This is a genomic window from Cytobacillus sp. QJM3NY_8 (assembly GCF_056173585.1).
This window is the reverse complement of the sequence record NZ_CM149681.1, coordinates 4,650,501-4,674,629: the sequence shown is the minus strand read 5'-3', so window position 1 is coordinate 4,674,629 and position 24,129 is coordinate 4,650,501. Positions and strand designations below refer to the sequence as shown.

At 42.5% G+C, this 24,129-nt stretch carries 24 protein-coding genes; 17 read left to right on the top strand and 7 right to left on the bottom strand.

Annotated features, from left to right (window positions below):
• The first annotated feature begins 22 nt into the window (after positions 1-22).
• The 3 genes from AC0VZ9_RS23980 (at position 23) to rodA (ending at position 3,777) form a co-directional block, all read left to right on the top strand.
• Positions 23-787, top strand: a complete 765-nt coding sequence (locus AC0VZ9_RS23980) for a FixH family protein (protein WP_475396793.1) — start codon at positions 23-25, stop codon at positions 785-787.
• A 782-nt stretch (positions 788-1,569) separates the two neighbouring features.
• Complete coding sequence (locus AC0VZ9_RS23975; RefSeq protein WP_019383270.1) at positions 1,570-2,352, top strand: DUF4931 domain-containing protein; 783 nt, start codon at positions 1,570-1,572, stop codon at positions 2,350-2,352.
• 252 nt (positions 2,353-2,604) lie between these two features.
• On the top strand, positions 2,605-3,777 hold the full coding sequence (gene rodA, locus AC0VZ9_RS23970) for a rod shape-determining protein RodA (RefSeq protein WP_475396792.1): 1,173 nt from the start codon (positions 2,605-2,607) through the stop codon (positions 3,775-3,777).
• A 33-nt stretch (positions 3,778-3,810) separates the two neighbouring features.
• Here rodA and AC0VZ9_RS23965 read toward each other — a convergent pair whose 3' ends face one another.
• The 4 genes from AC0VZ9_RS23965 to AC0VZ9_RS23950 form a co-directional block, all read right to left on the bottom strand.
• Positions 3,811-4,869: a Ger(x)C family spore germination protein gene (locus tag AC0VZ9_RS23965; protein ID WP_251175018.1), complete on the bottom strand. Its 1,059-nt coding sequence runs from the start codon at positions 4,867-4,869 to the stop codon at positions 3,811-3,813.
• Entirely contained in the window at positions 4,866-5,966 is a 1,101-nt protein-coding gene (locus tag AC0VZ9_RS23960) for a GerAB/ArcD/ProY family transporter (RefSeq protein ID WP_009331758.1), read from the bottom strand. The genes AC0VZ9_RS23965 and AC0VZ9_RS23960 overlap by 4 nt, the downstream gene beginning before the upstream one ends.
• A 35-nt stretch (positions 5,967-6,001) precedes the next feature.
• A complete protein-coding gene (locus AC0VZ9_RS23955; protein ID WP_475396791.1) occupies positions 6,002-7,495 on the bottom strand; it encodes a spore germination protein in 1,494 nt (497 codons plus the stop codon).
• Positions 7,496-7,720: 225 nt separating this feature from the next.
• Complete coding sequence (locus AC0VZ9_RS23950) at positions 7,721-8,689, bottom strand: ABC transporter substrate-binding protein (protein ID WP_251175019.1); 969 nt, start codon at positions 8,687-8,689, stop codon at positions 7,721-7,723.
• Positions 8,690-8,913: 224 nt separating this feature from the next.
• Here AC0VZ9_RS23950 and AC0VZ9_RS23945 point away from each other — a divergent pair, with 224 nt between their 5' ends.
• From AC0VZ9_RS23945 to AC0VZ9_RS23925, 5 genes are all read left to right on the top strand, one after another.
• Positions 8,914-9,915 carry a FecCD family ABC transporter permease gene (locus tag AC0VZ9_RS23945; protein WP_217026108.1) on the top strand — a complete coding sequence of 334 codons (1,002 nt, stop codon included), beginning with the start codon at positions 8,914-8,916 and terminating at the stop codon, positions 9,913-9,915.
• Entirely contained in the window at positions 9,915-10,970 is a 1,056-nt protein-coding gene (locus AC0VZ9_RS23940) for a FecCD family ABC transporter permease (protein ID WP_475396790.1), read from the top strand. The genes AC0VZ9_RS23945 and AC0VZ9_RS23940 overlap by 1 nt, the downstream gene beginning before the upstream one ends.
• Before the next feature lie 82 nt (positions 10,971-11,052).
• A complete protein-coding gene (locus AC0VZ9_RS23935; RefSeq protein WP_475396789.1) occupies positions 11,053-11,877 on the top strand; it encodes an ABC transporter ATP-binding protein in 825 nt (274 codons plus the stop codon).
• On the top strand, positions 11,874-12,623 hold the full coding sequence (locus tag AC0VZ9_RS23930) for an IucA/IucC family C-terminal-domain containing protein (RefSeq protein ID WP_475396788.1): 750 nt from the start codon (positions 11,874-11,876) through the stop codon (positions 12,621-12,623). The genes AC0VZ9_RS23935 and AC0VZ9_RS23930 overlap by 4 nt, the downstream gene beginning before the upstream one ends.
• Positions 12,624-12,678: 55 nt before the next feature.
• Complete coding sequence (locus tag AC0VZ9_RS23925; protein WP_019383264.1) at positions 12,679-12,924, top strand: DUF2573 family protein; 246 nt, start codon at positions 12,679-12,681, stop codon at positions 12,922-12,924.
• Positions 12,925-12,988: 64 nt separating this feature from the next.
• Here AC0VZ9_RS23925 and AC0VZ9_RS23920 read toward each other — a convergent pair whose 3' ends face one another.
• The 3 genes from AC0VZ9_RS23920 to AC0VZ9_RS23910 form a co-directional block, all read right to left on the bottom strand.
• Positions 12,989-13,336, bottom strand: a complete 348-nt coding sequence (locus AC0VZ9_RS23920; protein WP_009331750.1) for a spore coat protein — start codon at positions 13,334-13,336, stop codon at positions 12,989-12,991.
• Between the two features lie 15 nt (positions 13,337-13,351).
• Positions 13,352-13,624 (bottom strand): hypothetical protein, encoded by a 273-nt coding sequence (locus AC0VZ9_RS23915; RefSeq protein WP_009331749.1) that lies wholly within the window; start codon positions 13,622-13,624, stop codon positions 13,352-13,354.
• Positions 13,625-13,781: 157 nt separating this feature from the next.
• Positions 13,782-13,913 carry a YuzL family protein gene (locus AC0VZ9_RS23910; RefSeq protein WP_019383262.1) on the bottom strand — a complete coding sequence of 44 codons (132 nt, stop codon included), beginning with the start codon at positions 13,911-13,913 and terminating at the stop codon, positions 13,782-13,784.
• 266 nt (positions 13,914-14,179) lie between these two features.
• Between AC0VZ9_RS23910 and AC0VZ9_RS23905 the strand changes: the two genes are divergently transcribed.
• The 9 genes from AC0VZ9_RS23905 to AC0VZ9_RS23865 all read left to right on the top strand — a co-directional run bounded on the left by AC0VZ9_RS23905 (position 14,180) and on the right by AC0VZ9_RS23865 (position 24,088).
• Positions 14,180-16,561: a 3-hydroxyacyl-CoA dehydrogenase/enoyl-CoA hydratase family protein gene (locus AC0VZ9_RS23905; protein WP_475397522.1), complete on the top strand. Its 2,382-nt coding sequence runs from the start codon at positions 14,180-14,182 to the stop codon at positions 16,559-16,561.
• Positions 16,562-16,601: 40 nt separating this feature from the next.
• Positions 16,602-17,777 carry an acetyl-CoA C-acetyltransferase gene (locus AC0VZ9_RS23900; RefSeq protein ID WP_009331747.1) on the top strand — a complete coding sequence of 392 codons (1,176 nt, stop codon included), beginning with the start codon at positions 16,602-16,604 and terminating at the stop codon, positions 17,775-17,777.
• A 65-nt stretch (positions 17,778-17,842) separates the two neighbouring features.
• Positions 17,843-19,627 carry an acyl-CoA dehydrogenase family protein gene (locus tag AC0VZ9_RS23895; RefSeq protein WP_251156281.1) on the top strand — a complete coding sequence of 595 codons (1,785 nt, stop codon included), beginning with the start codon at positions 17,843-17,845 and terminating at the stop codon, positions 19,625-19,627.
• A gap of 213 nt (positions 19,628-19,840) precedes the next feature.
• Entirely contained in the window at positions 19,841-20,200 is a 360-nt protein-coding gene (locus AC0VZ9_RS23890) for an arsenate reductase family protein (RefSeq protein ID WP_034296263.1), read from the top strand.
• Positions 20,201-20,288: 88 nt separating this feature from the next.
• Positions 20,289-20,672 carry a glycine cleavage system protein GcvH gene (gcvH, locus tag AC0VZ9_RS23885; RefSeq protein WP_009331744.1) on the top strand — a complete coding sequence of 128 codons (384 nt, stop codon included), beginning with the start codon at positions 20,289-20,291 and terminating at the stop codon, positions 20,670-20,672.
• 556 nt (positions 20,673-21,228) lie between these two features.
• Positions 21,229-21,468 carry a YusG family protein gene (locus AC0VZ9_RS23880; protein WP_009331743.1) on the top strand — a complete coding sequence of 80 codons (240 nt, stop codon included), beginning with the start codon at positions 21,229-21,231 and terminating at the stop codon, positions 21,466-21,468.
• A 518-nt stretch (positions 21,469-21,986) separates the two neighbouring features.
• Positions 21,987-22,340 carry a toprim domain-containing protein gene (locus tag AC0VZ9_RS23875; protein ID WP_034296067.1) on the top strand — a complete coding sequence of 118 codons (354 nt, stop codon included), beginning with the start codon at positions 21,987-21,989 and terminating at the stop codon, positions 22,338-22,340.
• A 15-nt stretch (positions 22,341-22,355) separates the two neighbouring features.
• Positions 22,356-22,664, top strand: a complete 309-nt coding sequence (locus AC0VZ9_RS23870; RefSeq protein WP_251156282.1) for a thioredoxin family protein — start codon at positions 22,356-22,358, stop codon at positions 22,662-22,664.
• A 152-nt stretch (positions 22,665-22,816) separates the two neighbouring features.
• Positions 22,817-24,088, top strand: coding sequence for an MFS transporter (locus tag AC0VZ9_RS23865; RefSeq protein WP_475396787.1), 1,272 nt, complete (start codon positions 22,817-22,819; stop codon positions 24,086-24,088).
• Positions 24,089-24,129 lie beyond the last annotated feature (41 nt).

Sequence of the window (24,129 nt, the reverse complement as noted above, 5' to 3'; positions counted from 1 at the left end):
AGATAAAGAGAGGGACACTAAATTGAAAAAGATATTATTCAGCATAATGGCGAGCTTGCTTGTTCTTGGCGGATGCAGCCAATCAGAAGAAGAAAAGCCCGCAAAAAACGACGAAGTGCCGCAAATCATTGAAGCCGTCATCCAGGTGCCTGAAACCATTAATCCTGGAGAGGAGGCAACCCTTGCCGTCACTGTAAGACAGGGCGATGAGGCCGTAACGGATGCGGATGAGGTGAAATTTGAAATATGGCAGGAAGGACAAAAAGAAAACGGTGATATGGCAGAGGCAAAGCATGATTCAGAGGGGAAATATACCGCTGATCATATATTTGCAGAAGAAGGCCTTTACTATGTTCAGTCCCATGTAACGGCTAGAAGCCAGCATACAATGCCAATGGTTTCCGTACAAGTTGGCGAGGCAAAAGCGGAGGACTCAGGAACGGGGCATGAACAAGAAAATGAGGGACATGGAGAAGGCCACTCTCACAGTCATGGCGGAGAGGTATCCATTGAGCTGCAGGCATCTGACCAAATTCATGCAAACGAACAAACAGCTTTATCTGTCAAGGTTGATAATGAAGGGGAACCGCTGGCGGAGGCTAAAGTAAAGCTTGAAATTGCGCTTAATGGCGCAACACCTCAATGGGTGAACATGTCTGAAACAGAACCAGGCAAATACACTGCCGACCATCAGTTTACCGAACCGGGCACATACACGATCACGACCCATATTGAAAAAGGCGACGATATTCACGAGCACACAGAAACTGAATTAACGGTACAATAAAGCATTAATCAGCGGGGTTTTTCATGCCCTGCTGATTTTTTGATGGGTCAGACAGGAAATATTTAATTAAACAGATGAACTTTAGCTGTAGTTTTAAATAATGCGGGGTAAGTTCGGACAGGAAAGGCAGGAAATTGCCTGTTGTTGTCCGAACCCAGGGCAAGTTCGGACAGAAAAGCGAGAAAAAGGCCCCAGTCTGTCCGAATCCAGGGCAAGTTCGGACAGGGAAGGCAGGAAAAGTCCAGAGTTCTGTCCGAACCCGGGGCAAATTCGGACAGGAAAGGCAGAAAAAGTCCAGAGTCTGTCCGAACCTGAGGCAAGTTCGGACAGGAAAGGCAGAAAAGGGCCCGAGTCTGTCCGAACCTGAGGCAAGTTCGGACAGGGAAGGCAGGAAAAGTCCAGAGTCTGTCCGAACCCGGGGCAAATTCGGACAGGAAAGGCAGAAAAAGTCCTGAGTCTGTCCGAACCTGAGGCAAGTTTGGACAGGCAAGGCAGGAAAAGTCCAGAGTCTGTCCGAATCCCGGGCAAGTTCGGACAGAAAAGACAGAAAAAGTCCAGAATCTGTCCGAACCCGGGCCAGGTTCGGACAGGAAAGGCAAGAAAAGTCCAGAGTCTGTCCGAACCTGAGGCAAGTTCGGACAGGAAAGGCAGAAAAAGTCCAGAGTCTGTCCAAACCCGGGGCTTCTTCGGTCAAAATCACCCAAGAAACTGCCTGAGGTACTTCGCTGCCATTTTCATGATAAAATAAAAGGAGAGATTACAGAAAAGCAGGTGTCAAAGAGATGTCAGATACACATTTGCATTTTAATACGGGGATTGGGGTCCAAAAGCCTAATAGCATTCGGAATAAGGATATAAGCTGCCCTTTTTGTGCAAGGGAGGAGCTGACGGATATCATCGCCGTTGAGGATTCAATCATTCTGCTGAAAAATAAGTTTCCTGTTCTTGAAAGTTCCTATCAGACCGTGCTGATTGAAACGGATCAATGTGACGGAGAGCTGTCCATTTATTCAGAGGAGCATTTGGTCAGGCTGATTTCATTTGGGTTGAAGCATTGGCTTCAGATGGAAAAGAGCGGAGAATATGAATCTGTGTTATTTTTCAAAAACCACGGCCCATTATCCGGGGGGAGTATCGCCCATCCACATATGCAAATTGTCGGATTGAGAAATATTGATTACAAGGAAAAAATTCAGGCAGAGGACTTTGAAGGTCTCCTTATTCATGAGGAAAGCAATACGGTGTTCACTTTATCGACTTCTCCGAGAATCGGTTTCTATGAATTCAACGTTAAGCTTGCCGATCAGGATGATATTCCGCACTTTGCAAAATGCATCCAGACAGCTGCTCATTATATTCTGAATGCCTTTCCTTTTCCGAGCAATAGCTATAATTTGTTTTTCTACAAGCTGGGCAGGGATATTTACGCAAAAATTGTTCCACGCTATATTACCACGCCAATTTTTATTGGCTACAGCATCCCTCAGGTTCCTAATAATCTTGAATGGATGAGAGATGATATAAAAGTGAGATATTTCAGCGGGGAATTTAAAGTCAGGCCTTAATGCCTGGTATACCCGATTGATGGGTACCTTCGACGGATGCCGGATATGGACGGAAATAACCATTCTCAGTAATCGTAAAAATTTGAAATAATAACCATTCGCTTTTAGAAGTTGTGATTTATCTCTATAAAAAATATAATGAAATATTGTAGTGAGAAATTATATGAAGTACATATTTTATTTCTTGCGCTGTGCTCCGTTATGCCTTAAAAGATAAAGGCAAATGGTTTTGTTTTTTAAAGGAGAATGATCATGACCTCAAATCGATATACACCTCCTAAGCTGGATTGGGGCTTAGTATTAATATTGATGCTTTTATTCCTGGTAAGCGCCATTTCCATTTACAGCGCACAGACAACAGGTCAATATACAGAAAACTTCCTTTTGAAGCAGGTTGTCTGGTATGCTGTTGGAACAGGAATCATAGCTGCGGTAATCACACTGGATTCCGATCAGCTGAAGAAGATATCCTGGTATGTGTATGGCCTGGGGATTGTACTGCTTGGATTCCTGATTGTGGCGCCATCAAGCATTGCCCCTGTCATTAATGGGGCAAAGGCATGGTACAAGGTTCCGGGTATGGGCTCACTTCAGCCTGCCGAGCTTGTTAAAGTGTTTATTATTCTGGTTTTGGCAAAAACAATTGACGAGCATCATCAAAAAAATGTATACAAAACCATGCAGACTGATTTATGGCTGCTCATTAAACTGGTTGGTTTAACTATGGTGCCTCTGCTGCTTGTTATGCAGCAGCCCGATTTAGGGACAAGCCTTGTATTTCTGGCAATCATGCTTGGCATGATATTCATTTCAGGAATCAGCTGGAAGCTTCTGGCGCCAATATTTGGAACAGGGGCGGCTCTGGCTGGCACTATTTTGTATTTTGTTTTATGGCATCCGGATATTCTTGAGAAGTATCTAGGGGTAAAGGAATATCAGTTTGCGCGTATTTATTCCTGGATTGATCCTTATAACTATCAAAGTTCAACCGGATTTCAGCTGACACGCTCACTCCTTGCCATTGGATCAGGGGAAACAAGCGGGAAAGGATATGGAACGAGGGAAGTCTATCTGCCTGAAAGCCATACCGACTTTATTTTCAGTATCGTAGGGGAAGAGTTTGGCTTTGTAGGCACAAGTATTGTCGTCAGCCTTTTCTTTCTGCTGATTTACCATATTACTAAGATCGGCATGGAAACCAAAAACAACTTTTATACCTATATTTGTGTAGGTGTCATCAGCATGGTTACATTCCATGTCTTTCAAAATATCGGGATGACTATCGGCCTTTTGCCAATCACAGGCATACCGCTTCCTTTCATCAGCTATGGAGGAAGCTCGCTGATGGGGAATATGCTGGCCATGGGGCTGATTTTCTCGATTCGTTATCACTATAAAAAATATATGTTCTCGACAAATGATTAAAATTGAAAGAGCGGGCTGTGAAAGCCCGCTCTTTTACTCAATTACGCCGGTTTCCTCAATTGTTACATTGCATTTTACATCAAAACTCAGCGTTTTATAATCATCTTCCCACTTTTTAAAATCAAAATTCCGATGCTTGGATTTTTTCATTTGGCCGAGCCCAATTGGATCAATTCCGAGTTCCTGAAACTGTTTTAGTAGTCTGAGGCATTCTTTTTCGACCTTTTTCTCCAGTTTCTTTTGAACGGCGCCAACAACCTCTGATGCTAACTTATCTCCGGTATACTCACGAATAATCCCTTCAATGTTAATGGTTATGGAAGCATGATGATCAGTTATCTTAATTTTATGCTTGGACCTTAAACTCTTTACAGCAGCTAACTCGTCCTTTTTTAACTTAACATCGAAGTTTCCTTCGCTATATTTATCGACCAGCAATTTAAAAAAGAACATGTCTTTCACAGGAAGGACCTCTACTTCCCTATCCTTGCTGAAAAGGCTGATGCCGGCTATTTCCACTTTATCATCATCTAATTTTTTTAGACGCGGCAGAAATGGGTCCTTGCCTTCCTGGTAATAATCATTGGCTAGGATATGCAAGTTGGTTTTAGGAATATCCCGATGTTCAATATTATGCTGGATTAGATTGTAGATGTAGGTTGAGTTTCCTCGTGTTCCATACTCACCATTTAACATGTCTTCTGCCTTCCCTTCCGAAGTTGCAACAAATACACGTGCTCCGATACTTGCGTCTCTTTGAAAGGAATCTACAAGATCATAAATTCCTTTCTTGGAAAGTTCAGGTCCAAAGACTGCCAGTTTTAACCCTCCTGTTACGACTGGCTCTGATGATTGTTTAGTCACTTCGAGCAGAAGGTCCTGGCGCAGTTTTCCACTTCCAGAAAATGTCCGATTAATCACACTTTTATCAGGCTGAAATTCCTGAAATAATACAGTACCTCTATACTTGTCTTTTAAATCATCTGCTAAATCGTAGCCCACTCCTACTTCAATATTAATATCATCTAGTATTTCTTTATCCACACAGCCGGAAAGCAGCAAGACGAGACAGAGCAGTATTAGCTTCTTCATTTCTTCTTCCCCTTTTTTAGCTTCTTGGCGATCATTACAGCAGCGAAAAGCAAAGGAATATAAAGAAAGGTAAAAGCAAATCCCATTTTTCCAACATAGTTATTAAGCATATTAATTTTTTCTCTTGTGTCCAGAAAATGTATAACGGAAAGCACTGCTGCAACAACAAAAAACACTCCCACTTTCTGGCGGATGTTAAATACCCTTTTAATAAGTCTGGAGGCGATCCAAATGGAAATGCAAACATTAGGAAGGATGATTAAGTTCCAGTTGGCTATCCCGATATATTCAAATCGTTCAACAAAGGGCATCTCAACTATTTTCCACATCGTTAAGCTGGCCCAAATTTGTTTAGCCAGCTGGTCTTCAGAAAAATAGGCAAAAGTAATGATGGCTAGAATAGTGTAAATAAGAGTAGTTGTTAATACGGCCAGATGAGCCCATTTCTGCGATTTTTTTGGTTCTTTAATAAATGGATAGAAAAAAAGGATGATCTCAAACCCAATGAAAGTAAGGGACATATGATAAGAAGCTGTAAGCAGTTCTTTAATGGAATGATCCCAGATGGGCAACAGATTGTAAAAGTTGGAGAATTTAATCGCCCAGCCGAATGTGAGGAGGAGGTAAGCCGGCAGAACAAGCCCGAAGAAGGCTGTACCGACTACCGTTCTAAATCCTCCAAAAATAATATAAACACAAAGAATCATAAAACCGAAGGAGAACCAGAAAGTGCTTAATTCAGGGAACATCCAAACCTGTATGACTTCAATAAATGTCCTTACTACTGTTAAGGAATACAGGATAAAATAGCCAATAAAAATGAAGCAGAGTGCCTTGCCGAGAAAGTTACCCACGACGTATTTATGTGCTGTTACAATATCGCCGCCAACGGTATCGCCAATTTTATAGATCATCCAAACAATTACATGAATGCATGCGCCGGCAAATAATATGGAGATCCAGGCATCGTATCCTGCATCCATTGCGATAATCCTCTGATAGCCTAACACACCGATCCCAATTTGCATGGACATGACCAAGTAAAATACTAAAAAGGGAGATATCTGCAATCTCTCTGGTACTGGCTGTTCCTTCATCTGGTTCACCTCCACTTAAGTTGGTACATTGGGCATTACTCGTCGATATCTTTTTTCTCTTTGGCCTTTTTCCTACTGAAACGGATTGGATTTTTTGTCCGTAAAAATATCGGCCTTTTGGATTGCTTTTCAAATGGAAGCCTGATAAGGGCATCTTTCATATCCATAACCCGAGGCGGATAGAGCGGCTCAAGGAATGGCCTTCCAAGTGAAGTCAGCCTTATTAAATGAGTCAGCAGTACACAGAAACAAAACACAATCCCGAGCAGGCCCCATAGTTCTGCAAAAAACAGGAAAGGGAAGCGAAGCAGGCGGATCGTATTGCCCATCCTGTATACAGGTGTTGTAAAGGAGGCGAGAGCGGCGAGAGCTACAATAATGAGCAGGACGTTACTCGTCAAGCCTGCTTCTACAGATGCAGTCCCGATTACGATTCCTCCAACGATACCGATTGTCTGGCCAACCTTGGTCGGAAGGCGGGCTCCTGCCTCACGCAGCAGTTCAATGGTCAGCTCCAGAAATAATGCCTCCAAAATGGGAGGGAGCGGAATTTCCCGTCTTGATGTAATTAATGTGCTCAGCAAGTCTTTTGGAATAAGTTCATAATGATATGAAAGGGTTGCTACATAAATAGGTGTAATGAGAATTGAAAACGCAACCGCGAACAACCGGATCAGCCGGAAAAAAGAAGACAAAATCCAATTTAAAAAATAATCTTCAAAAGAACTGAAAAATTCAACAAGCGTGGTTGGTGTGATTAACACAAGGGGTGAGCCGTCAACCACAATGGCTATTTTTCCCTCTGCCAAAATTCCCGCGACCCTATCAGGCCGCTCCGTATCAAGCAGCTGAGGAAAAGGGGAATTGGAGTTATCACTAATCAGCTGTACAATATAAGAACTGTCTGTAATGGCATCAAACTTCACGTTTGTAAGTCTCTGCCTGACAGTATTTACATTATCCTCATTTGTGATATCTTCCATATAAAGCATGGCTACAGCGGTTTTTGACAGGCTTCCTAGCTTAAACTCTTCAATAATCAGTTCTTTTACCGGAAGACGTTTCCTGATTAAGTTTAAATTTTGGCCCATTGACTCTACAAAAGCTTCTTTAGGGCCGATAACCGAAAATTCAACTTCAGGCTGGCTTAACCCCCTGACGATTTCTTTTTGCGCAGCTATAAAGCCGAAATGTTTAAGTTCTGTCTCAATCGTCAGCATGACGTAGCCATTTAAAAGCTTTTGTTCGATTAGAGAAGGGTCATCACAAATCTGTACATCGGCCACAGGGACAAGCTGCTTAATATCCTCTATTTCCCGGAATTCTTCTTCCAGAAGATTAGGGAGAACACCATCCTGAATAATATTTTCATCAATTAAAGTAGCCATGAAAGTAAGTCCAAAGCGCACATTTGTTTTTTGGTTATAATAAAATATTTTTTTGAAGTCTTTGGATTTAATCAAGGATCTTTCCCAATCCTTATGCTGGATATCCTCTTTAATCCGTTTGTTTTTCAACCAGTTTCTCATAGGAAAATCACCATCATTTTCGGCATTACGCTTATTGTTGCCGGTTTTGGAAAACTTATGAATGGAAGGCAATAAAAAAAGAAGGGTTTGGATGTACGGCAGGTAAGATCGGGAAAATGTAATATGGAAAAATAAAAAAGGAACCTGGTTGGTTCAGGTTCCTTTTAATATATTTGAGCTCCTATAAAAGAGGGGGTATTATGGGAGCGCAATCACGAGTTGAGATTACTTGGAAAAATATTTTTCGATATCATCCAGAAGCAGGTTTGCAGCTATGACTCCGCCGGCAGTGTTCCAGATTGTGTCATTAACCTTGTGGACATTGCCGTCCTGGGATACCTTTAAGTTTTTGAATAGTGGATCTTCAATCCATTCTTTCTCAAGCTGGCTTGCTTCACCGTCGCCAGTTTCATATGTGAAGTAGAATAAGATATCTCCATCCATGGCAGGAATTCGCTCTTTTGTAGCATTTTTTTCTGCAAAATCATCAACATTCTGGCTTTCAGGTCTTGCAAAACCGATTTGGTCAAGGATTACACCAGAGAAGGTATCTTTATGGTAGATGCGGACATCTCCAGCCATAAAGCGGACAATGGAAACTTCCTGGTTTATTTTGTCGCCAAGGCTTGTTTTGATTTCCTGGATGCGGCTGTCATAATCAGCAAGGACTTTTTTGCCTTCTTCTTCTTTATTCAGTGCTTTAGCGTAAAGCTCAAAGTTTTCCTTCCAGTCTCCGCGCAATGTTTCAGCAAAAACAGTAGGGGCAATATCATTTAATTGATCATAGATTTTTTCCTGGCGCATCTTGTTTCCGATGATAAGGTCCGGCTGCAGCGCTGCAATTGCTTCTACATTGACTTCGCTTTCTGTTCCCACAACCTGAACATCTTTCATATCTTCTGCTATATGTTCATACCATGGATCGCCAGTCCAGGACTGAACGGCACCGACTGGAGTAACACCCATGGAAAGTAATGCTTCTGTACCTTCGTTTGTCAGAATTACTACCTTTTCAGGTGTTTTATCAAGCTTAGTTGTGCCCATTGCATGCTCTACTGTGTAACCTGTATCTTCTGTTTTGCTTCCTTCTTTTTCTTTGTCAGCTGTCTCATCCTGTTCATTGTTGTTCCCGCAGGCTGCCAGGAACAAGATTGTGAAAACTGAAAGAATGGCAAGTAAAGATTTGAATTTCATTATGTACTCCTCCATCGCGTTGTTAATGATAATCATTTTCATTTGACATTTTTATAGTAATGTGGCCACGGTAAAATGTCAATAGGTAATTGAAAATCATTTTCATTTAATTTTTTCAAATCATCACTGAAAATGATTTTCAAACTCATTGACAGCTAATCCTCTGTACAATAGACTGAAAATGTAACTAAACCTTATTAAATAGACGCAAGAAGGGTCTCGCTATGCTATTAAAAACAAATTCTCTGAGGTGGGCTGGGCTATTTGCAGCTATGCTCCTATTATTAGTATTAATGTCTTTCAGTATTGTATACGGGTATACCGACACAACCTGGAAGATGGCACTTGAAGCCTTTACCCAATTCGATGGAACGAATGAACACATAATCATTCAATCAGTCCGTCTGCCGAGAGCATTGATTGCGGCGGCCGTAGGGGCAAGCCTTGCGATTGCGGGTGTACTGCTCCAGACATTGACAAAGAATCCCCTTGCTGCTCCTGAAATTTTTGGAATAAACGCAGGTGCTGGATTTGCAGTCGTTATTACAGTAACGCTTTTTTCAATTAGTAATCTTCAGGTCTTTACATGGGTTTCATTTCTGGGAGCTGCTGTTTCATTTATATTCGTATATATAATTGGGTCTATCGGCAGGGAAGGGCTGACCCCCATGAAATTGACCCTTGCCGGTGCAGCGATGAGTGCCATGTTTGCTTCGATGACACAAGGCTTCCTCGTTATTAATGAGACTGCCCTGGAACAGGTGCTATTTTGGCTGGCAGGATCGGTATCGGGAAGGAAGCTGGACACCCTCGCAGCTGTATTTCCATATTTATTAGCCGGCTGGATCTTTTCCCTGATCATTGCGGGGAAATTGAACGTCTTATCAATGGGCGAGGATGTCGCAAAGGGGCTGGGCTTGAAAACAGGATTGCTGAAATTGGGTGCGGGCATTGTTATTGTGCTTCTGTCAGGAGGAGCGGTAGCTGTTGCTGGTCCTATCGGCTTTTTAGGCATTGTCATTCCCCATTTAACCCGGGCGGTTGTCGGCATTGATCATCGCTGGGTCATTCCTTATGCGGGTCTATTCGGGGGGATGCTCCTTCTTGTAGCGGACATAGCATCAAGGTATATCATCATGCCGCAGGAAGTTCCTGTTGGCGTCATGACAGCTGTAATTGGAACTCCTTTCTTTGTGTATATTGCCAGAAGGGGGTTCAATCAGTAATGAAAAAATATTATAACTTGCGCCTGTTTGGCGATAGAATTTCTTTTTTAGTAAACCGGAAAGCACTTATCACTTTTTTATTATTGGCAGCAGCTGCTGCCGGAGTATTTGTCATCAGCGCCGGCACGGGTGAAATGAAAATCAGCCCTCTGAAGGTAGTGCAGGTTTTCTTTGGCGGGGGTTCGGATATGGATAGACTGGTCATTCAGTCATTCAGACTTCCAAGAATTATCGTTGCCTTAATGGTAGGAATGGCGCTTGCTGCAGCCGGTGGAATCCTGCAGGGGATAATCAGAAATCCGCTTGCATCTCCTGACATAATCGGGATTACAGGAGGGGCCTCTGCAGCAGTTGTAGCATTTCTTGCTTTTTTTAGTGATAAAAATAATGCATTAACTGTAAGTATTAATTGGATGCCTCTTGCAGCTTTCGCGGGTGCTGCTATTTTGGCCTTCCTTGTTTATTTTCTCGCCTATAAGGATGGGGTATCACCAGTACGGCTTGTTTTAATCGGGATCGGGCTTGCAGCCCTAATGAAGGCACTCACCACCTTGATGATGGTCTTTGGGCCGATTTACCAGGCAAGCCAGGCAAATATTTGGATAACCGGGACTGTTTACGGTTCAAATTGGGATAATGTCACAATTTTGGTCCCTTGGACCATCGTGTTTCTGATACTTGCCTTTGTTTTAGCACGAAATGTTAATATCCAGGAACTTGGCGATGATATTGCCAAGGGTGTAGGGAGCACAGTCCAAAAATACCGGTTTCTTCTGCTCATGGTCAGCACAGCATTAATTGGCGGAGCTGTTGCATTTGGCGGCGGGATAGGCTTTGTTGGATTGATGGCTCCTCATATGGCCCGCAGGCTGGTTGGCTCTGCTTTTGGCGCTTTGCTTCCGGCTTCTGCGCTGATTGGAGGAATCCTTGTGATGGCAGCCGACCTGATAGGCAGGACTTTGTTCTCACCGCTTGAAATTCCGGCGGGTGTATTTACAGCCAGCATTGGAGCACCTTACTTTATTTACCTGCTTTTCAAGACAAGAAACGCATAATCTGGAAAAGCTTGAAACTCGTATCGTACTGGTAAATGGATAGCCTATAGATATAGATATTAAGGAAAAGGAGAGGGCAGAAATGACAGCAGGGCAAGCGATCGCAACAAAAGACTTAACCTTGTCATATGGGGAAACCATTATTATTAATGAATTGGACCTGGAAATTCCCAAGGGAGAAATCACAGTATTTATTGGTGGAAATGGCTGCGGAAAATCGACATTGCTAAGGTCCATTGCCCGGCTGCTAAAGCCGAAATCAGGTGCCGTTTTATTGGAAGGTGAGGCTATAGCCAAACTTTCAACCAAAGATGTTGCCAGAAAGATGGCGATTCTGCCCCAATCCCCTACTGCTCCAGAAGGACTCACAGTGCTTCAGCTTGTCAAACAGGGGCGGTACCCTTATCAAACTTGGCTGAAGCAATGGTCAACTGAAGATGAAATAAAGGTCAGAAATGCATTAAAGGCTACAGGCATGGAGGAATTGAAAGATCGGACAGTGGATTCATTATCGGGCGGACAGCGCCAGCGCGCCTGGATTGCCATGACGTTGGCTCAGGATACTGATACGATTCTGCTTGATGAGCCTACTACGTATTTAGATATGACCCACCAAATTGAAATACTGGATTTATTATTTGAATTAAATGAAATTGAAGAGCGTACCATCGTCATGGTGCTGCATGATCTGAATTTAGCCTGCCGCTATGCCCATAATATTGTTGCCATAAAGGATCAGAAGGTTTTCGCTCAGGGCAAGCCTGAACATGTCATCAATTGCGGATTAGTCAAAACCGTATTTGGCATGGAATGCGAGGTTACGATAGATCCATTATTCGGCACGCCGCTTTGCATTCCTTATGGGAAGGGCAGATGTATTTTAAAAGGGCAAGGATTCCAGGAATGATTAAATTAACTGGAGAACAGGCAGAAGCTCTCGGGCAGTTCAGACTTGTCCTGGATTCAGGAGAAGGTTCTCCTTTAACAATTGAAGTGAAAAAGCTGCTGGATTCGAGTCAGACAGGTCCATACCTGGATAAAGTGAAAAATCATATAGGAGTAACTGACAAGAAAACGGCTGCTTCTATTTTAATTAAAAGATATGCCTTTCTGCCTGTAATTTACTTGTATAGCATGACATCCTGGAACATCAAATTAGATATAAGGCCTGAAAATATAACATTTGTCAGTCAGGAAAAAGATGGACTATGGCTTCCATGCTTTAGTTTTATTCACCTTCAAGGCCAAGAAATTGAGGAGGAAAGGGAAAAATGGAGAGAGGATGCTTTGCGGACTCTTTTTAATGGCCATATTTTTCCGGTGCTGAATAGAATAGCAAACGAAGCAAATGTTTCTAAACTAATTCTTTGGGAGAATATAGCGATTTATCTCTTCTGGCTTTACGAGAAGATTTTGCCTTTGGAAACACATTCTGAAAGGGCTGCTGAAGATTTTGAGTTTATCCTGGAAAAGGCTTCAGGCAATTTGTTCGGCTGCGAAAAAACGAATCCCTTAAAGAAATTTGACAGTACTAAAATACTGATTGAAAGTACCGGCCAAACGGTGAGGCCAAGAAAAACATGCTGCTATTCCTATTTGACCAGCAGCGGAAAACGATGCGGGACATGTCCTCAGGCCTGCAGGATAAAATGAAACTTCGGCTTTATCCCAATGATTGATAGCTGAACTAATCAAAGGAGGAATCGCAATGAATGAGGAGTTGAAGGAACAGCTGGATGGCCTGCTTGAAAAATATACCGAACTCCTAATTGGAGAGACCTCCCCGGAGTTAAAGGAAAAGGTTGAAGCTTGGGTGCTGTACTCTTTTATTGCGAAATCCATGCCGCCTCTAGCCAAGCACTGGAATGATACATACCCTTCTGCAAAAGAGGAAATGAAGGCTCTGGTCGCTGAAATTAAAACAATGAATGAAGAGATGAGAAGCAAAAAATAAAAATTTGTAGAATCTAAAAAACCGCTGGAGATAAAAACAGCGGTTTTTTGTTTGGCACTCCTTCTTATTGCATCTGACCATTGCCATATGGCAATTGATTTGTATAGCCCTGGAACTGCTGATAAGATTGCTGAAGCTTCTGCTGGTCAGCCGCTTCAACCTTATACCAGCCTTTTTTGAACATTAGGTTATAAAATTCTCTCTGCTGGTTTTGTGTTTCGTTAAAAGCCGCAAGAATATCCTGATACAGGCTCTGATGGCTTGCCTCATTTAGGGCGACAGAATATGCATCTGTCATATATTTTTCTGTAGATAAAATATCATTTGTAAAATCCCGATCATTCATTTGCGGAGTTTTATTTACCTGTGTCTCGGGATTTTGAATCGTATTTGGATTCTGGTTCTGGTTCATTTTCAAGACTCCTTTCTATTGCATTCCCATAAAGTTCTGCTGATTTTGCTGGTTTAAATGAGCAAGCAGCTGTTCGTAGTGACGCTGATGCATTTGGCCGCATTGCTCGAAGTGTGTTTTTAGCTCCTGGTCCTGGCATTGCTGCGCGTAAAAATGCGCTTTTTTACAGGCGAGAAGGTTCCAGGTAAGCATATCTGTTAAGTAAAGAGCATCCTTAGTGGAAATAACCGCAGGAGGCTGCTGCATAATGCCCTGCTGGTTCTGCATATTCATATTTTGCTGTTGCATTAATTGTCCCTCCAATTCTTTTAGCCTATAATAGCTTCAATTCTTTTCGAGGATATCTTTCCTCTGAAAAACGTTTGCTATTCTGCAGAAGATGAATTACCTATATACATAATGGAAACTATAAAAGGCTGACGGCAGCCAGCCTTTAAACAGCGTGTTACCGCTTATATTGATTATTTTGGCTATTCCTTTTTTTAGGCCCTTGCCTTTCAACGGTAGGACCTGCATCTCCCTGGACACTTGCAGCGCTGACTCCTGCTTTGGAAGGATCTTTTTTCATTTTTCCCATTTCTTTCACCTCCGTAACGAACAAAAAGTGTTTCCTTTTTAGAGTGTCCAAAACACCTATTTACATTTCGCATAAAATATATAAATTACTTTGAGCCATGAAAAATTTCAAAACATTTTTAAATTTCCGCTTAAAATCATTGCGTAAATTTTGCAAATATTTTATAGTTATAACTAACAGAACTCATTCAGAAGAGATGCATATTTTTTTTGAGAATAAAATGAATGAGTATTCATTCAAAAAAGTTAAAGGGGGAAATAAAGTTGATCCAACAAATAAAGAAGGCGGCAGTTTTAGGCTCAGGGGTCATGGGTTCAGGGATCGCAGCCCATCTGGCCAATATCGGGATCCCGACATTATTATTGGATATCGCGCCTCGCGAATTAACGGATGCTGAAAAGGCAAAGGGGCTTACTCTTGAAGATAAAGCAGTCCGCAATCGAATCAGTGAAGGAAACCGCCAAAAATTATTAAAACAAAAACCGGCTCCATTAACTTCCAAAAATAATATTGCGTTAGTTGAGGCAGGAAACTTTGAAGATGACATGGAGCGTCTAAAGGATGTCGATTGGATTATTGAAGTTGTTGTGGAGAACCTCGCCATTAAGAAGCAGGTTTTTGAAAAGGTGGACCAATCCCGCAAGCCAGGAAGCATCGTCAGCTCCAATACGTCTGGAATATCTGTAGAAGCAATGTCAGAAGGGCGCTCGGAAGATTTCCAAAAACACTTTCTTGGAACACATTTCTTTAATCCTCCTCGTTACTTAAAACTTCTCGAGGTCATACCTACTAAAAACACTTCTTCCGAAGTGCTGTCATTTATGAAGCAATTTGGAGAAGATGTACTGGGAAAAGGAGTAGTTGAAGCTAAAGATACACCAAACTTTATCGCCAACCGAATCGGCACTTATGGCCTGCTGGTTACAGTGCAGGAGATGCTAAAGGGCGGGTACAGTATCGGTGAAGTAGATTCCATAACTGGTCCGCTGATTGGCCGCCCGAAAAGTGCTACATTCAGAACACTTGATGTAGTAGGGCTTGATACATTTATACACGTGGCAAACAATGTTTATGACCAGGTAGACGGGAAAGAAAAGGAAGTATTTGAAGTTCCGGGCTTTATGAAAGTTATGCAGGAAAAAGGCTGGCTTGGAAGCAAGTCAGGGCAAGGATTTTTCTTGAAAAAGGGCAAAGAGATTCTTGAACTGAATCCTGAATCTCTGGAATACGGTCCGCGCAAAAAGCTTAAGACAGCTTCGACGGAATTGAGCAAGCAGGAAAAAGGCACTCCTGGAAAATTGAAAGCGCTTGTATACTCAGATGACCGCGCAGGCCAATTATTGTGGAACATCCTGAGTCCGGCTCTTCTTTACTCGGCGCAATTACTCGGCGAAATAGCTGATGATGTAACAGCAATAGACAAAGCGATGAAATGGGGCTTTGGCTGGGAATTGGGGCCATTTGAAACCTGGGATGCCATTGGAGTAGGGAAATCTGTCCAGAAGATGGAAGATGCAGGTGAGGAAGTGCCGACATGGGTAAAGGATATGCTGGAAAAAGGCTTTGATTCTTTCTATAAAGAAGAAGAAGGCAAGCAATATTTCTATCACAATGGCGAGTACAGATTAATCGAGGAAAACCCTAAAGCAATCAATTTGAAACAGATTAAAAAGCAAAAAGGTGTAATTAAAAAAAATACCGGTGCAAACCTGATTGATTTAGGCGATGGTGTTGCATTGCTTGAATTCCATTCGCAAAGCAATGCCATTGGACTGGATATTATCCAAATGATCAATTTTGCAGTGGATGAAGTGGAGAAGAACTACAAAGGACTTGTTATCGGGAATCAGGGCAAGAATTTCTGTGTAGGCGCCAACCTTGGAATGATCCTCATGGAAGCGCAGGATGACAATATTTATGAATTGGATATGGTAGTCCGTCAGTTCCAGAATGCCATGATGAAAATTAAGTACAGTGCGAAACCGGTAGTTGCTGCTCCATTTGGCATGACACTTGGCGGCGGGGCTGAGGTTTGTCTGCCGGCAGCACATATTCAGGCATCAACCGAAACATATATGGGACTTGTTGAAGTGGGGGTAGGCCTGATTCCAGGAGGAAGCGGTAACAAAGAGCTCTACATTAAGCATCTTAAAAATATGCCAAATGGTGTGGAATTTGACCTTCAAAAGGTTGCCAATAAAGTATTTGAATCGATTGCAATGGCAAAGGTTTCAACATCAGGCGAGGAAGCTAGGGATAATAACTTTCTGAACCTGGCAGATGGCATCAGTGTGAATGGGGACCATCTCCTTTATGATGCAAAGCAGGCAGTTCTTGCTCTGCACAAAAAAGGCTATAAGCCTCCTGTAAGGAAGAAGGTGCCGGTTGTCGGCGAAACAGGATATGCAACACTCCTGCTTGGAGCGCAGGCAATGCTCTACTCAGGGTATATCTCAGAGCATGATCTAAAAATCGCGAAGAAGCTTGCTTATGTAATCGCAGGCGGAAAAGTGCCATACGGTACAGAAGTGGATGAGCAATATTTGCTTGACTTGGAGAGAGAAGCATTCCTAAGCCTTGTAGCTGAACCGAAATCACAGCAGCGGATGCAGCACATGCTCTTAAAAGGGAAACCGTTGCGTAATTAAAGTAATAGTTTGAGACATTAAGAGAAAGAGAGGGAAAATAATGAGAGAAGCGGTAATAGTTGCAGGTGCCAGGACACCGGTCGGAAAAGCCAAAAAAGGTACGCTTGCAAACGTCAGGCCGGATGACTTAGGTGCACTTGTAGTAAAGGAAACCCTTAAGCGCGCAGGAAATTATGAAGGAAACATCGATGATTTAATTATCGGCTGTTCTATGCCTGAAGCCGAACAGGGGCTGAACATGGCAAGGAATATCGGAGCTCTTGCCGGACTTTCACATGAAGTGCCGGGAATAACAATTAATCGCTATTGTTCTTCAGGCCTGCAGGCAATTGCTTATGCAGCTGAAAAAATCATGATTGGCCATGCTGATACAATCATTGCAGGCGGAGCGGAATCTATGAGCCTTGTGCCGATGATGGGGCATGTAGTCCGCCCGAATGCCAAACTTGCCGAAACAGCCCCCCAATACTATATGGGTATGGGACATACAGCTGAAGAAGTTGCAAAGAAGTATGGCATTACACGAGAAGACCAGGATGCATTTGCGGTCAGAAGTCATCAGAGAGCTGCACAGGCAATCCAGGATGGCAAATTTGAAGAAGAAATTGTGCCAGTAGACGTAACGTTTAGATCCGTTGGAAAAGACAATAAGCTTAAAGAAAAAACAATCCAGTTCCGCCAGGATGAAGGCGTCCGTTCAGATTCCACAGTTGAAACACTCGGAAAACTGCGTCCGGCATTCTCGGTAACCGGCAGTGTCACAGCTGGGAATTCATCGCAGACAAGTGATGGAGCTGCAGCAGTAATGGTAATGGACAGGGAAAAGGCGGAGTCTTCTGGGTTGAAGCCAATGGCTAAATTCAGAAGCTTTGCAGTAGGCGGTGTTCCTCCTGAAATCATGGGTGTCGGTCCAGTTGTGGCCATTCCTAAAGCATTAAAGCTTGCAGGGCTGGAGCTTTCTGATATCGGTTTATTTGAATTGAATGAAGCTTTTGCGTCCCAATCCATTCAAATTATCCGTGAGCTGGACTTAGATGAAGAGAAAGTAAATGTAAATGGAGGGGCCATTGCACTTGGACACCCGCTGGGCTGTTCCGGTGCCAAGCTCACTCTATCTCTAATTCATGAAATGAAGCGCCGCAATCAGCAATTTGGAGTTGTAACAATGTGCATCGGTGGCGGAATGGGCGCAGCCGGAGTATTTGAACTTTTATAAATTGAGCAGGAATTTGGAGAGAAGCCAAAGGCTTCTCCGCAAAACAGAATGGAGGAAATAAGAAAATGTCAAACCAAACTGAAAACCTTATCAAAGGCGGAAGCTTTTTAATCGAAGATGTTTCCTATGACCGGGTTTTTACGCCTGAAGACTATACAGATGAGCAGGTTATGATTGCTAAGACGACTGAAGATTATGTTGTAAATGAAGTTGTTCCGCAAATTGAGCATCTGGAAAACCACGAATTTGACCGTTCGGTAAAGTTATTGAAGCAAGCTGGAGACCTCGGACTATTAGGCGCAGATGTTCCAGAGGAATACGGCGGACTTGCTTTAGATAAAGTTAGCTCTGCACTTATAGCCGAGAAAATGGCGCGTGCAGGCGGCTTTTCCATCTCGCATGGTGCACATGTTGGAATTGGTTCCCTTCCAATTGTTCTTTTCGGAAATGAAGAGCAAAAGCAAAAATACCTTCCTGCATTAGCTACTGGCGAAAAACTTGCTGCTTATGCATTGACGGAGCCAAGCTCAGGTTCTGATGCTCTTGGAGCAAAGACGACTGCCAAGCTGAATGCAGAAGGTACGCACTATGTATTAAACGGGGAAAAGCAATGGATAACGAATGCAGGCTTCGCAGATGTATTCGTAGTATACGCAAAAATTGACGGTGAACACTTCTCAGCATTTATCGTTGAAAGGGAGTTCCCGGGTGTTTCTGTAGGAGCAGAAGAAAAGAAAATGGGAATTAAGAGCTCTTCTACCCGTACGTTAATTCTTGAAGATGCCCAGGTGCCAAAGGAAAACCTTCTTGGTGAATTTGGCAAGGGACATGTGATTGCATTTAATATATTAAATATTGGCCGCTATAAGTTAGGTGTTGGAGCAGTCGGCGGTGCGAAGCGGGCATTCGAACTTGCTGTTCAATATGCCAATCAGCGCCAGCAGTTTAAGACACCAATCTCTCAGTTTAATTTGACAAAAGAGAAACTGGGAACAATGGCTTCTAAGATATATGCCGCTGAAAGTGCAGTATACCGGACTGTAGGCTTATTCGAGGACCGTATGAGCAAGCTTTCGGACGAAGAAGTGAAAGATGGAAAAGAAGTGGCGAAGTCAATCGCTGAATATGCTATAGAGTGCTCCATGAATAAATTCTTTAATACGGAAGTCCTCGACTATGTAGTAGATGAGGGTGTTCAGATCCACGGAGGCTACGGTTTCATGGCTGAATATGAGATTGAAAGAGCTTACCGTGATTCACGCATTAACCGTATTTTCGAAGGAACAAACGAAATCAATCGTCTATTGGTGCCGGGCACGTACCTCCGCAAAGCATTAAAAGGAGAGCTTCCATTATTCCAGAAAGCCCAGGCACTGCAGGAAGAGCTTATGATGTTGATGCCTGAAGAGCCTGGTGACGAGCCGCTTGCACAGGAAAAATATCTGGTGAAAAATGCAAAGAAAATCGGCTTGCTTGCAGCTGGTTTAGCAGCACAGAAGTACGGAAAAGCTCTTGAAAAAGAACAGGAAGTGCTCGTAAACATTGCGGATATTATATCAAATGCTTATGCAATGGAGTCGGTTGTTCTCCGTACGGAAAAGGCTATTGAAAAGGCAGGGCTTGAAAAGAACAAGCAAAAACTTCTTTACACTCAAATCTTCTGCCAGGAAGCATTTAACAAAATCGAGCAGGATGCAAAAGAAACACTTGTGGCAGTAGAAAACGGCGATGCTCTGCGCATGATGATGTCAGCACTTCGCAAATTTACCCGCCACACCCCAATCAACGTCATTGCAAAGAAGCGTGAAGCATCAGAAAAACTGATCGACGCGGAACGTTTTACAGTTTAATTGATCTTAGGCTCTCTTCATCATGAAGGGAGCTTTATTTTTTGCCAAAAATAACCCTTCAAAAAATTTTTTTTGCCAGAAGGATAATATAGAAATTTGTCGAATATAAATTTGGAGATCAATGTTATGCTTTGTCATCCATTTATGTTACTATTCAATTAAAAGGCAGCAATTTTGGATAAGCCTGAATTTGCTAAAATGGGTGGTGAAAAAATGGCGTTGACTTTTTATTGGTATCCTAAATGCGGGACATGCCGAAAGGCCAAGAAATGGCTTGATGAACATAATCTGTCCTATGAAGAAATACATATAACAGACAATCCGCCTTCTCGAAGCGAACTTGAAACGCTTTATAAAAAGAGCGGTTTAGAACTGAAAAAGTTCTTTAATACGAGTGGTCAAAAATACCGGGAACTCGGCCTGAAGGACAAGGTGAAGACCTCTACGGAAGAAGAACTGCTCGATATTTTGGCAACAGACGGCATGCTGATTAAGCGTCCGCTGCTGACAGATGGAGAAAAGGTTACAGTGGGCTTCAAAGAAGAGGAATATGAAAAGACATGGCTTTCCTAAGCGCTGGACTTTAGCCTTTTAAGCCATATTTAACCATGAGATCGATTTACTGATCATAAATTGAAATATTAATTTGGAGGGATACATAATGAGCACACCAAAAGAATTACGTTATTCAGAAGAGCATGAGTGGGTAAAAACAGAAGATGGGAAAGTACGTATCGGGATTACGCATTTCGCGCAATCAGAACTTGGTGACATCGTATTTGTTGAGCTTCCTGAAGTTGGCGATGAGCTAAGTGCAAACGAGCCATTCGGAAGCGTAGAATCTGTAAAAACAGTTTCTGAACTTTATGCGCCATTAAGCGGTAAAGTGGTTGAAGTAAATGAAGACCTTAACGACAACCCTGAATTCGTAAACGAATCCCCATACGAAAAAGCATGGATGGTTGTGGTTGAGCCTTCAGATTTAAGCGAAGTAGAGAGCTTGATGACTGCTGAGCAATATGAAGAAATGACAAACGAAGACTAATGTATGAAAGCCGGTTCTATAAGAACCGGCTTTTATGCTGTTTATGTAACTGAGGGGCTGATCAAGGGTTCTGCTATTAGAATTTGTATCTATGTACTTCGAGACCTGTCTAGCTCCAGCGCCTACCCCCTCGAGGTCACAAGCTTGTCTAGTTGCGGCTCCTAGGGACTCGAGACATAAGCCAATCCCTTCCAGAAGGAAAGAACACCTTCTTGCAGGGCTCGTCTTATGCTTGTCGTCCCTGAGCAATCGCCTCCACATTTCGGTTTGTCTAGTTGCGGCTCCTGGGGACTCGGAAGCATAAGCCGATTACTTTCAGAAGGAAAAACGCCTTCTTACAGGAACCGTCTTATGCCTGTCGTGCCTGGGCAGTCGCCTCCACATTTCAGGCAATCCTCCCAAAAAGGCAAAGGACGCCTTTCTGTGAGGCTCGTCTTGTGATTGTCGGGGTGGACAAGGCGCTTGCGCTTTTCTAACTGGCTTTAATTGCTATTTTTTCTTTTGCAGAGAAAGGGCAAACTATAGATACCCAAAAGCATGAAAGGATTGGTTACCCATGACATTGAATCAGCAGAAAATCGATATTACAGATCGGGTTGTCGGCAAGCTTAAAAGTAATGGGATTGATCTTTATCTTGAGAACGAAAAAATTGGCCAAATCAGCCTTCCTGAAGGCTCTTCCTTTAACCTGGCCCATCATTTTGAGACCGACCACCAAAAAATATATCAGAATGTCTCCGTTCCAGATAAAGCGCAAGAGCGCTACACAGACTGTGACGAAGGCGGCTGGTGCTGACTACTGTAAACAGCGGAATGGATTCCGCTGTTTATTTAATAGGATAAAGCAATATTACCGGGCATACAATGAAATAGGCTGTTTAAGAGTACTACAATGATTATCTTTCTTCAAAAATATTTCCTTTATCAAGCTGTAGAATAATATGTAAAATCAGCGCAGTCCTAACCTCCAATATGGGCAGGAGATTCACACCATAACCGAGAATATTGAATATATTAAGATAAGTACCAATGTAAGACTGGTTTTTTAAATTTGGCTGTTTTGTAAACTTAGCTTACGATAAACTAAGTTTGTCAACTGAGTTGATTGGGTCGGAGGGCACTTGATCCTCGAAAAAGCTTCCGCATTTTCTTTGTACGATGCTAATTCAGGAAGCTTATTCAATATCCTGCAGGAGGCTCTCATTTCTCCCAGCGGAAATCAACGGGATTCATTTACAATCTAAGATCAATCTCATGAGTAAACAGCTAACATTAAAGCAACAGTTTCAAAATAACTCCTTTCAGGTGATGACGATGAACGAGGGAATTCCGGAAAAAGTTATTATTGTCGAGGGAAAGTCAGATAAAACGAAGGTTAAAAACATAATAAGAGAACCTGTAGAGATTATCTGCACAAATGGAACAATAAGCATTACCAAGCTGGATGAATTAATTGACACACTGTTTGATAAGGATGTATATATATTGGTGGATGCCGATTCAGCCGGTGAAAAGCTGAGAAAACAGTTTAAAAGGGAATTTCCAGAGGCAGAGCATCTATACATCGATAGAATGTACAGAGAAGTAGCGACAGCACCGGAACATCATTTGGCTACAGTGCTGCTGGGAGCTAATATTGACGTTTATACACAATATTTAGACAGATAAAGTAAGGATGATAAAATGCAGGAATGGTCGCAGCTGGAGATTGAGGAAGCGGTTAACGGGCAAGAAACTGCCCTTATCTATTTGTACACGCCTATGTGCGGAACCTGTCAGATGGCAGGAAAGATGCTGACAGTTACAGAACAATTGCTGCCTGAGCAAAAGATTGGGAAAGCGGACTTAAATTATATGCCGCAATTGGCTGAACAATGGGGAGTGGAAAGCGTACCTTGTCTTCTCATCTTTAAAGAAGGAAATTTACAGGGAAAATTATATGCATTCCGATCAGTTCCCTATTTGTTGGATAGAATCAGAAGCATCTATTGAGAAAGCCAGGAGCAAAGCTTCCTGGTTTTTTGCATTTTAAAAAAATATAGAAATTAGACTTTTCAATATTCTAAATATATTTACAAAACCCTTTTGAAAGAGTATGATACTTAGGGAATCGAAATAATCATACAGTGCAGGAAGGGATCCGGATGGCATTTTACAAGGAGTGGGCAGGCCAATTTAAAGGCTATAACCGCAATATAAAATTGGCTTTTATGGCGAATACCCTTACACAAATAGGCTTTGGGATATTCATGGTAATCTATAATTTTTACATAAGGGAGCTTGGCTACTCCGAAAGTGTTAATGGGCAAATCATATCTATGACTGCACTCGCCACAGCACTGATTCTTGTGCCGGCAGGAATCGCAAGCGACCGAATTGGAAGAAAAAGAGCGATGCTGTTCGGGGCTGTTGCAACGGGTGTCGCTATGCTTTTCAGAAGTATGGTTGAAATGCAGGAACTCCTGATTTTATTTGCCTTTTTTACAGGGCTGACTACAGCATTTCTGCAAGTATCCGGCATACCATGGCTGGCTGAGAATTCTAAGGCTGACCAACGGGTTCATTTATTCAGCACCCATTTTGCCATTATGACGGGTGCAAATGTAATCGGAAACTTAAGCGGAGGCATCTTTACGGATGTATTTTCTTTATTTGTGGACCAGCTCACCAGCATCCGGATTACACTTCTGATTGCAAGTGTTTTCTTCATAGCAGGCCTTGTTCCCATCCTTCGTTTCGCAGAAGCTCCGAAAGATAAAAACGATGTAAGAGGCATAAAAGGTTTTTCGTTCAAAAACCTATCCGCTAATAATGAAGGCGTCAAAATTATCGCCATGTTTGCTTTTGCGCAGCTGCTGATAGGAATTGGAGCAGGACTGGTTATCCCTTATCTAAATCTATACTTCGCAGACCGTTTTGAAGCTTCCAATTCAACCATTGGCATTATTATTTCATTAGGGCAGGCTGCCACAGCTTTTGCTATGATTATCGGCCCGGTTGTGGTAAGGAAGGTGGGAGAAGTCAGAGCAGTTGTAATCCTGCAGCTCATGTCACTTCCTTTTCTGCTTTTAACTGCTTATACAGAGAATCTTTGGCTGGCTGCCATCGGCTTTTTGTTCCGGCAGGCATTAATGAATGCTGGAAACCCAATACAAATGTCGCTGATGATGTCTAGGGTAAATGATTCGATGAAAGGGCTGGCAAACTCCGTTAATCAGATGGTTTTCAATCTGGGCTGGGCTGTAATGGGGCCTATTTCAACAGGAATTGTCATGAGATATGGAGATTATTGGGGATATGCACTCGTATTCTCCATTACAGCTTCTTTATATTTGATTGGCTCTCTCTATTTTTTCTTTGTTTTCAAAAACTATAAAAAGACAAAAACTGCATCACCTTCCGTAAAAACAGTATAATCTGACATATTTCTCGGGAAATGAAAGACAATGCCTAATAA

Coding starts and splice junctions, on each gene's coding strand:
- AC0VZ9_RS23975 (WP_019383270.1), top strand. CDS start 1,570: ATGTCAGATACACATTTGCATTTTAATACGGGGATTGGGGTCCAAAAG.
- rodA (WP_475396792.1), top strand. CDS start 2,605: ATGACCTCAAATCGATATACACCTCCTAAGCTGGATTGGGGCTTAGTA.
- AC0VZ9_RS23965 (WP_251175018.1), bottom strand. CDS start 4,869: ATGAAGAAGCTAATACTGCTCTGTCTCGTCTTGCTGCTTTCCGGCTGT.
- AC0VZ9_RS23960 (WP_009331758.1), bottom strand. CDS start 5,966: ATGAAGGAACAGCCAGTACCAGAGAGATTGCAGATATCTCCCTTTTTA.
- AC0VZ9_RS23955 (WP_475396791.1), bottom strand. CDS start 7,495: ATGAGAAACTGGTTGAAAAACAAACGGATTAAAGAGGATATCCAGCAT.
- AC0VZ9_RS23950 (WP_251175019.1), bottom strand. CDS start 8,689: ATGAAATTCAAATCTTTACTTGCCATTCTTTCAGTTTTCACAATCTTG.
- AC0VZ9_RS23945 (WP_217026108.1), top strand. CDS start 8,914: ATGCTATTAAAAACAAATTCTCTGAGGTGGGCTGGGCTATTTGCAGCT.
- AC0VZ9_RS23940 (WP_475396790.1), top strand. CDS start 9,915: ATGAAAAAATATTATAACTTGCGCCTGTTTGGCGATAGAATTTCTTTT.
- AC0VZ9_RS23935 (WP_475396789.1), top strand. CDS start 11,053: ATGACAGCAGGGCAAGCGATCGCAACAAAAGACTTAACCTTGTCATAT.
- AC0VZ9_RS23930 (WP_475396788.1), top strand. CDS start 11,874: ATGATTAAATTAACTGGAGAACAGGCAGAAGCTCTCGGGCAGTTCAGA.
- AC0VZ9_RS23925 (WP_019383264.1), top strand. CDS start 12,679: ATGAATGAGGAGTTGAAGGAACAGCTGGATGGCCTGCTTGAAAAATAT.
- AC0VZ9_RS23920 (WP_009331750.1), bottom strand. CDS start 13,336: ATGAACCAGAACCAGAATCCAAATACGATTCAAAATCCCGAGACACAG.
- AC0VZ9_RS23915 (WP_009331749.1), bottom strand. CDS start 13,624: ATGCAACAGCAAAATATGAATATGCAGAACCAGCAGGGCATTATGCAG.
- AC0VZ9_RS23910 (WP_019383262.1), bottom strand. CDS start 13,913: ATGGGAAAAATGAAAAAAGATCCTTCCAAAGCAGGAGTCAGCGCTGCA.
- AC0VZ9_RS23900 (WP_009331747.1), top strand. CDS start 16,602: ATGAGAGAAGCGGTAATAGTTGCAGGTGCCAGGACACCGGTCGGAAAA.
- AC0VZ9_RS23895 (WP_251156281.1), top strand. CDS start 17,843: ATGTCAAACCAAACTGAAAACCTTATCAAAGGCGGAAGCTTTTTAATC.
- AC0VZ9_RS23890 (WP_034296263.1), top strand. CDS start 19,841: ATGGCGTTGACTTTTTATTGGTATCCTAAATGCGGGACATGCCGAAAG.
- gcvH (WP_009331744.1), top strand. CDS start 20,289: ATGAGCACACCAAAAGAATTACGTTATTCAGAAGAGCATGAGTGGGTA.
- AC0VZ9_RS23880 (WP_009331743.1), top strand. CDS start 21,229: ATGACATTGAATCAGCAGAAAATCGATATTACAGATCGGGTTGTCGGC.
- AC0VZ9_RS23875 (WP_034296067.1), top strand. CDS start 21,987: ATGAACGAGGGAATTCCGGAAAAAGTTATTATTGTCGAGGGAAAGTCA.
- AC0VZ9_RS23870 (WP_251156282.1), top strand. CDS start 22,356: ATGCAGGAATGGTCGCAGCTGGAGATTGAGGAAGCGGTTAACGGGCAA.
- AC0VZ9_RS23865 (WP_475396787.1), top strand. CDS start 22,817: ATGGCATTTTACAAGGAGTGGGCAGGCCAATTTAAAGGCTATAACCGC.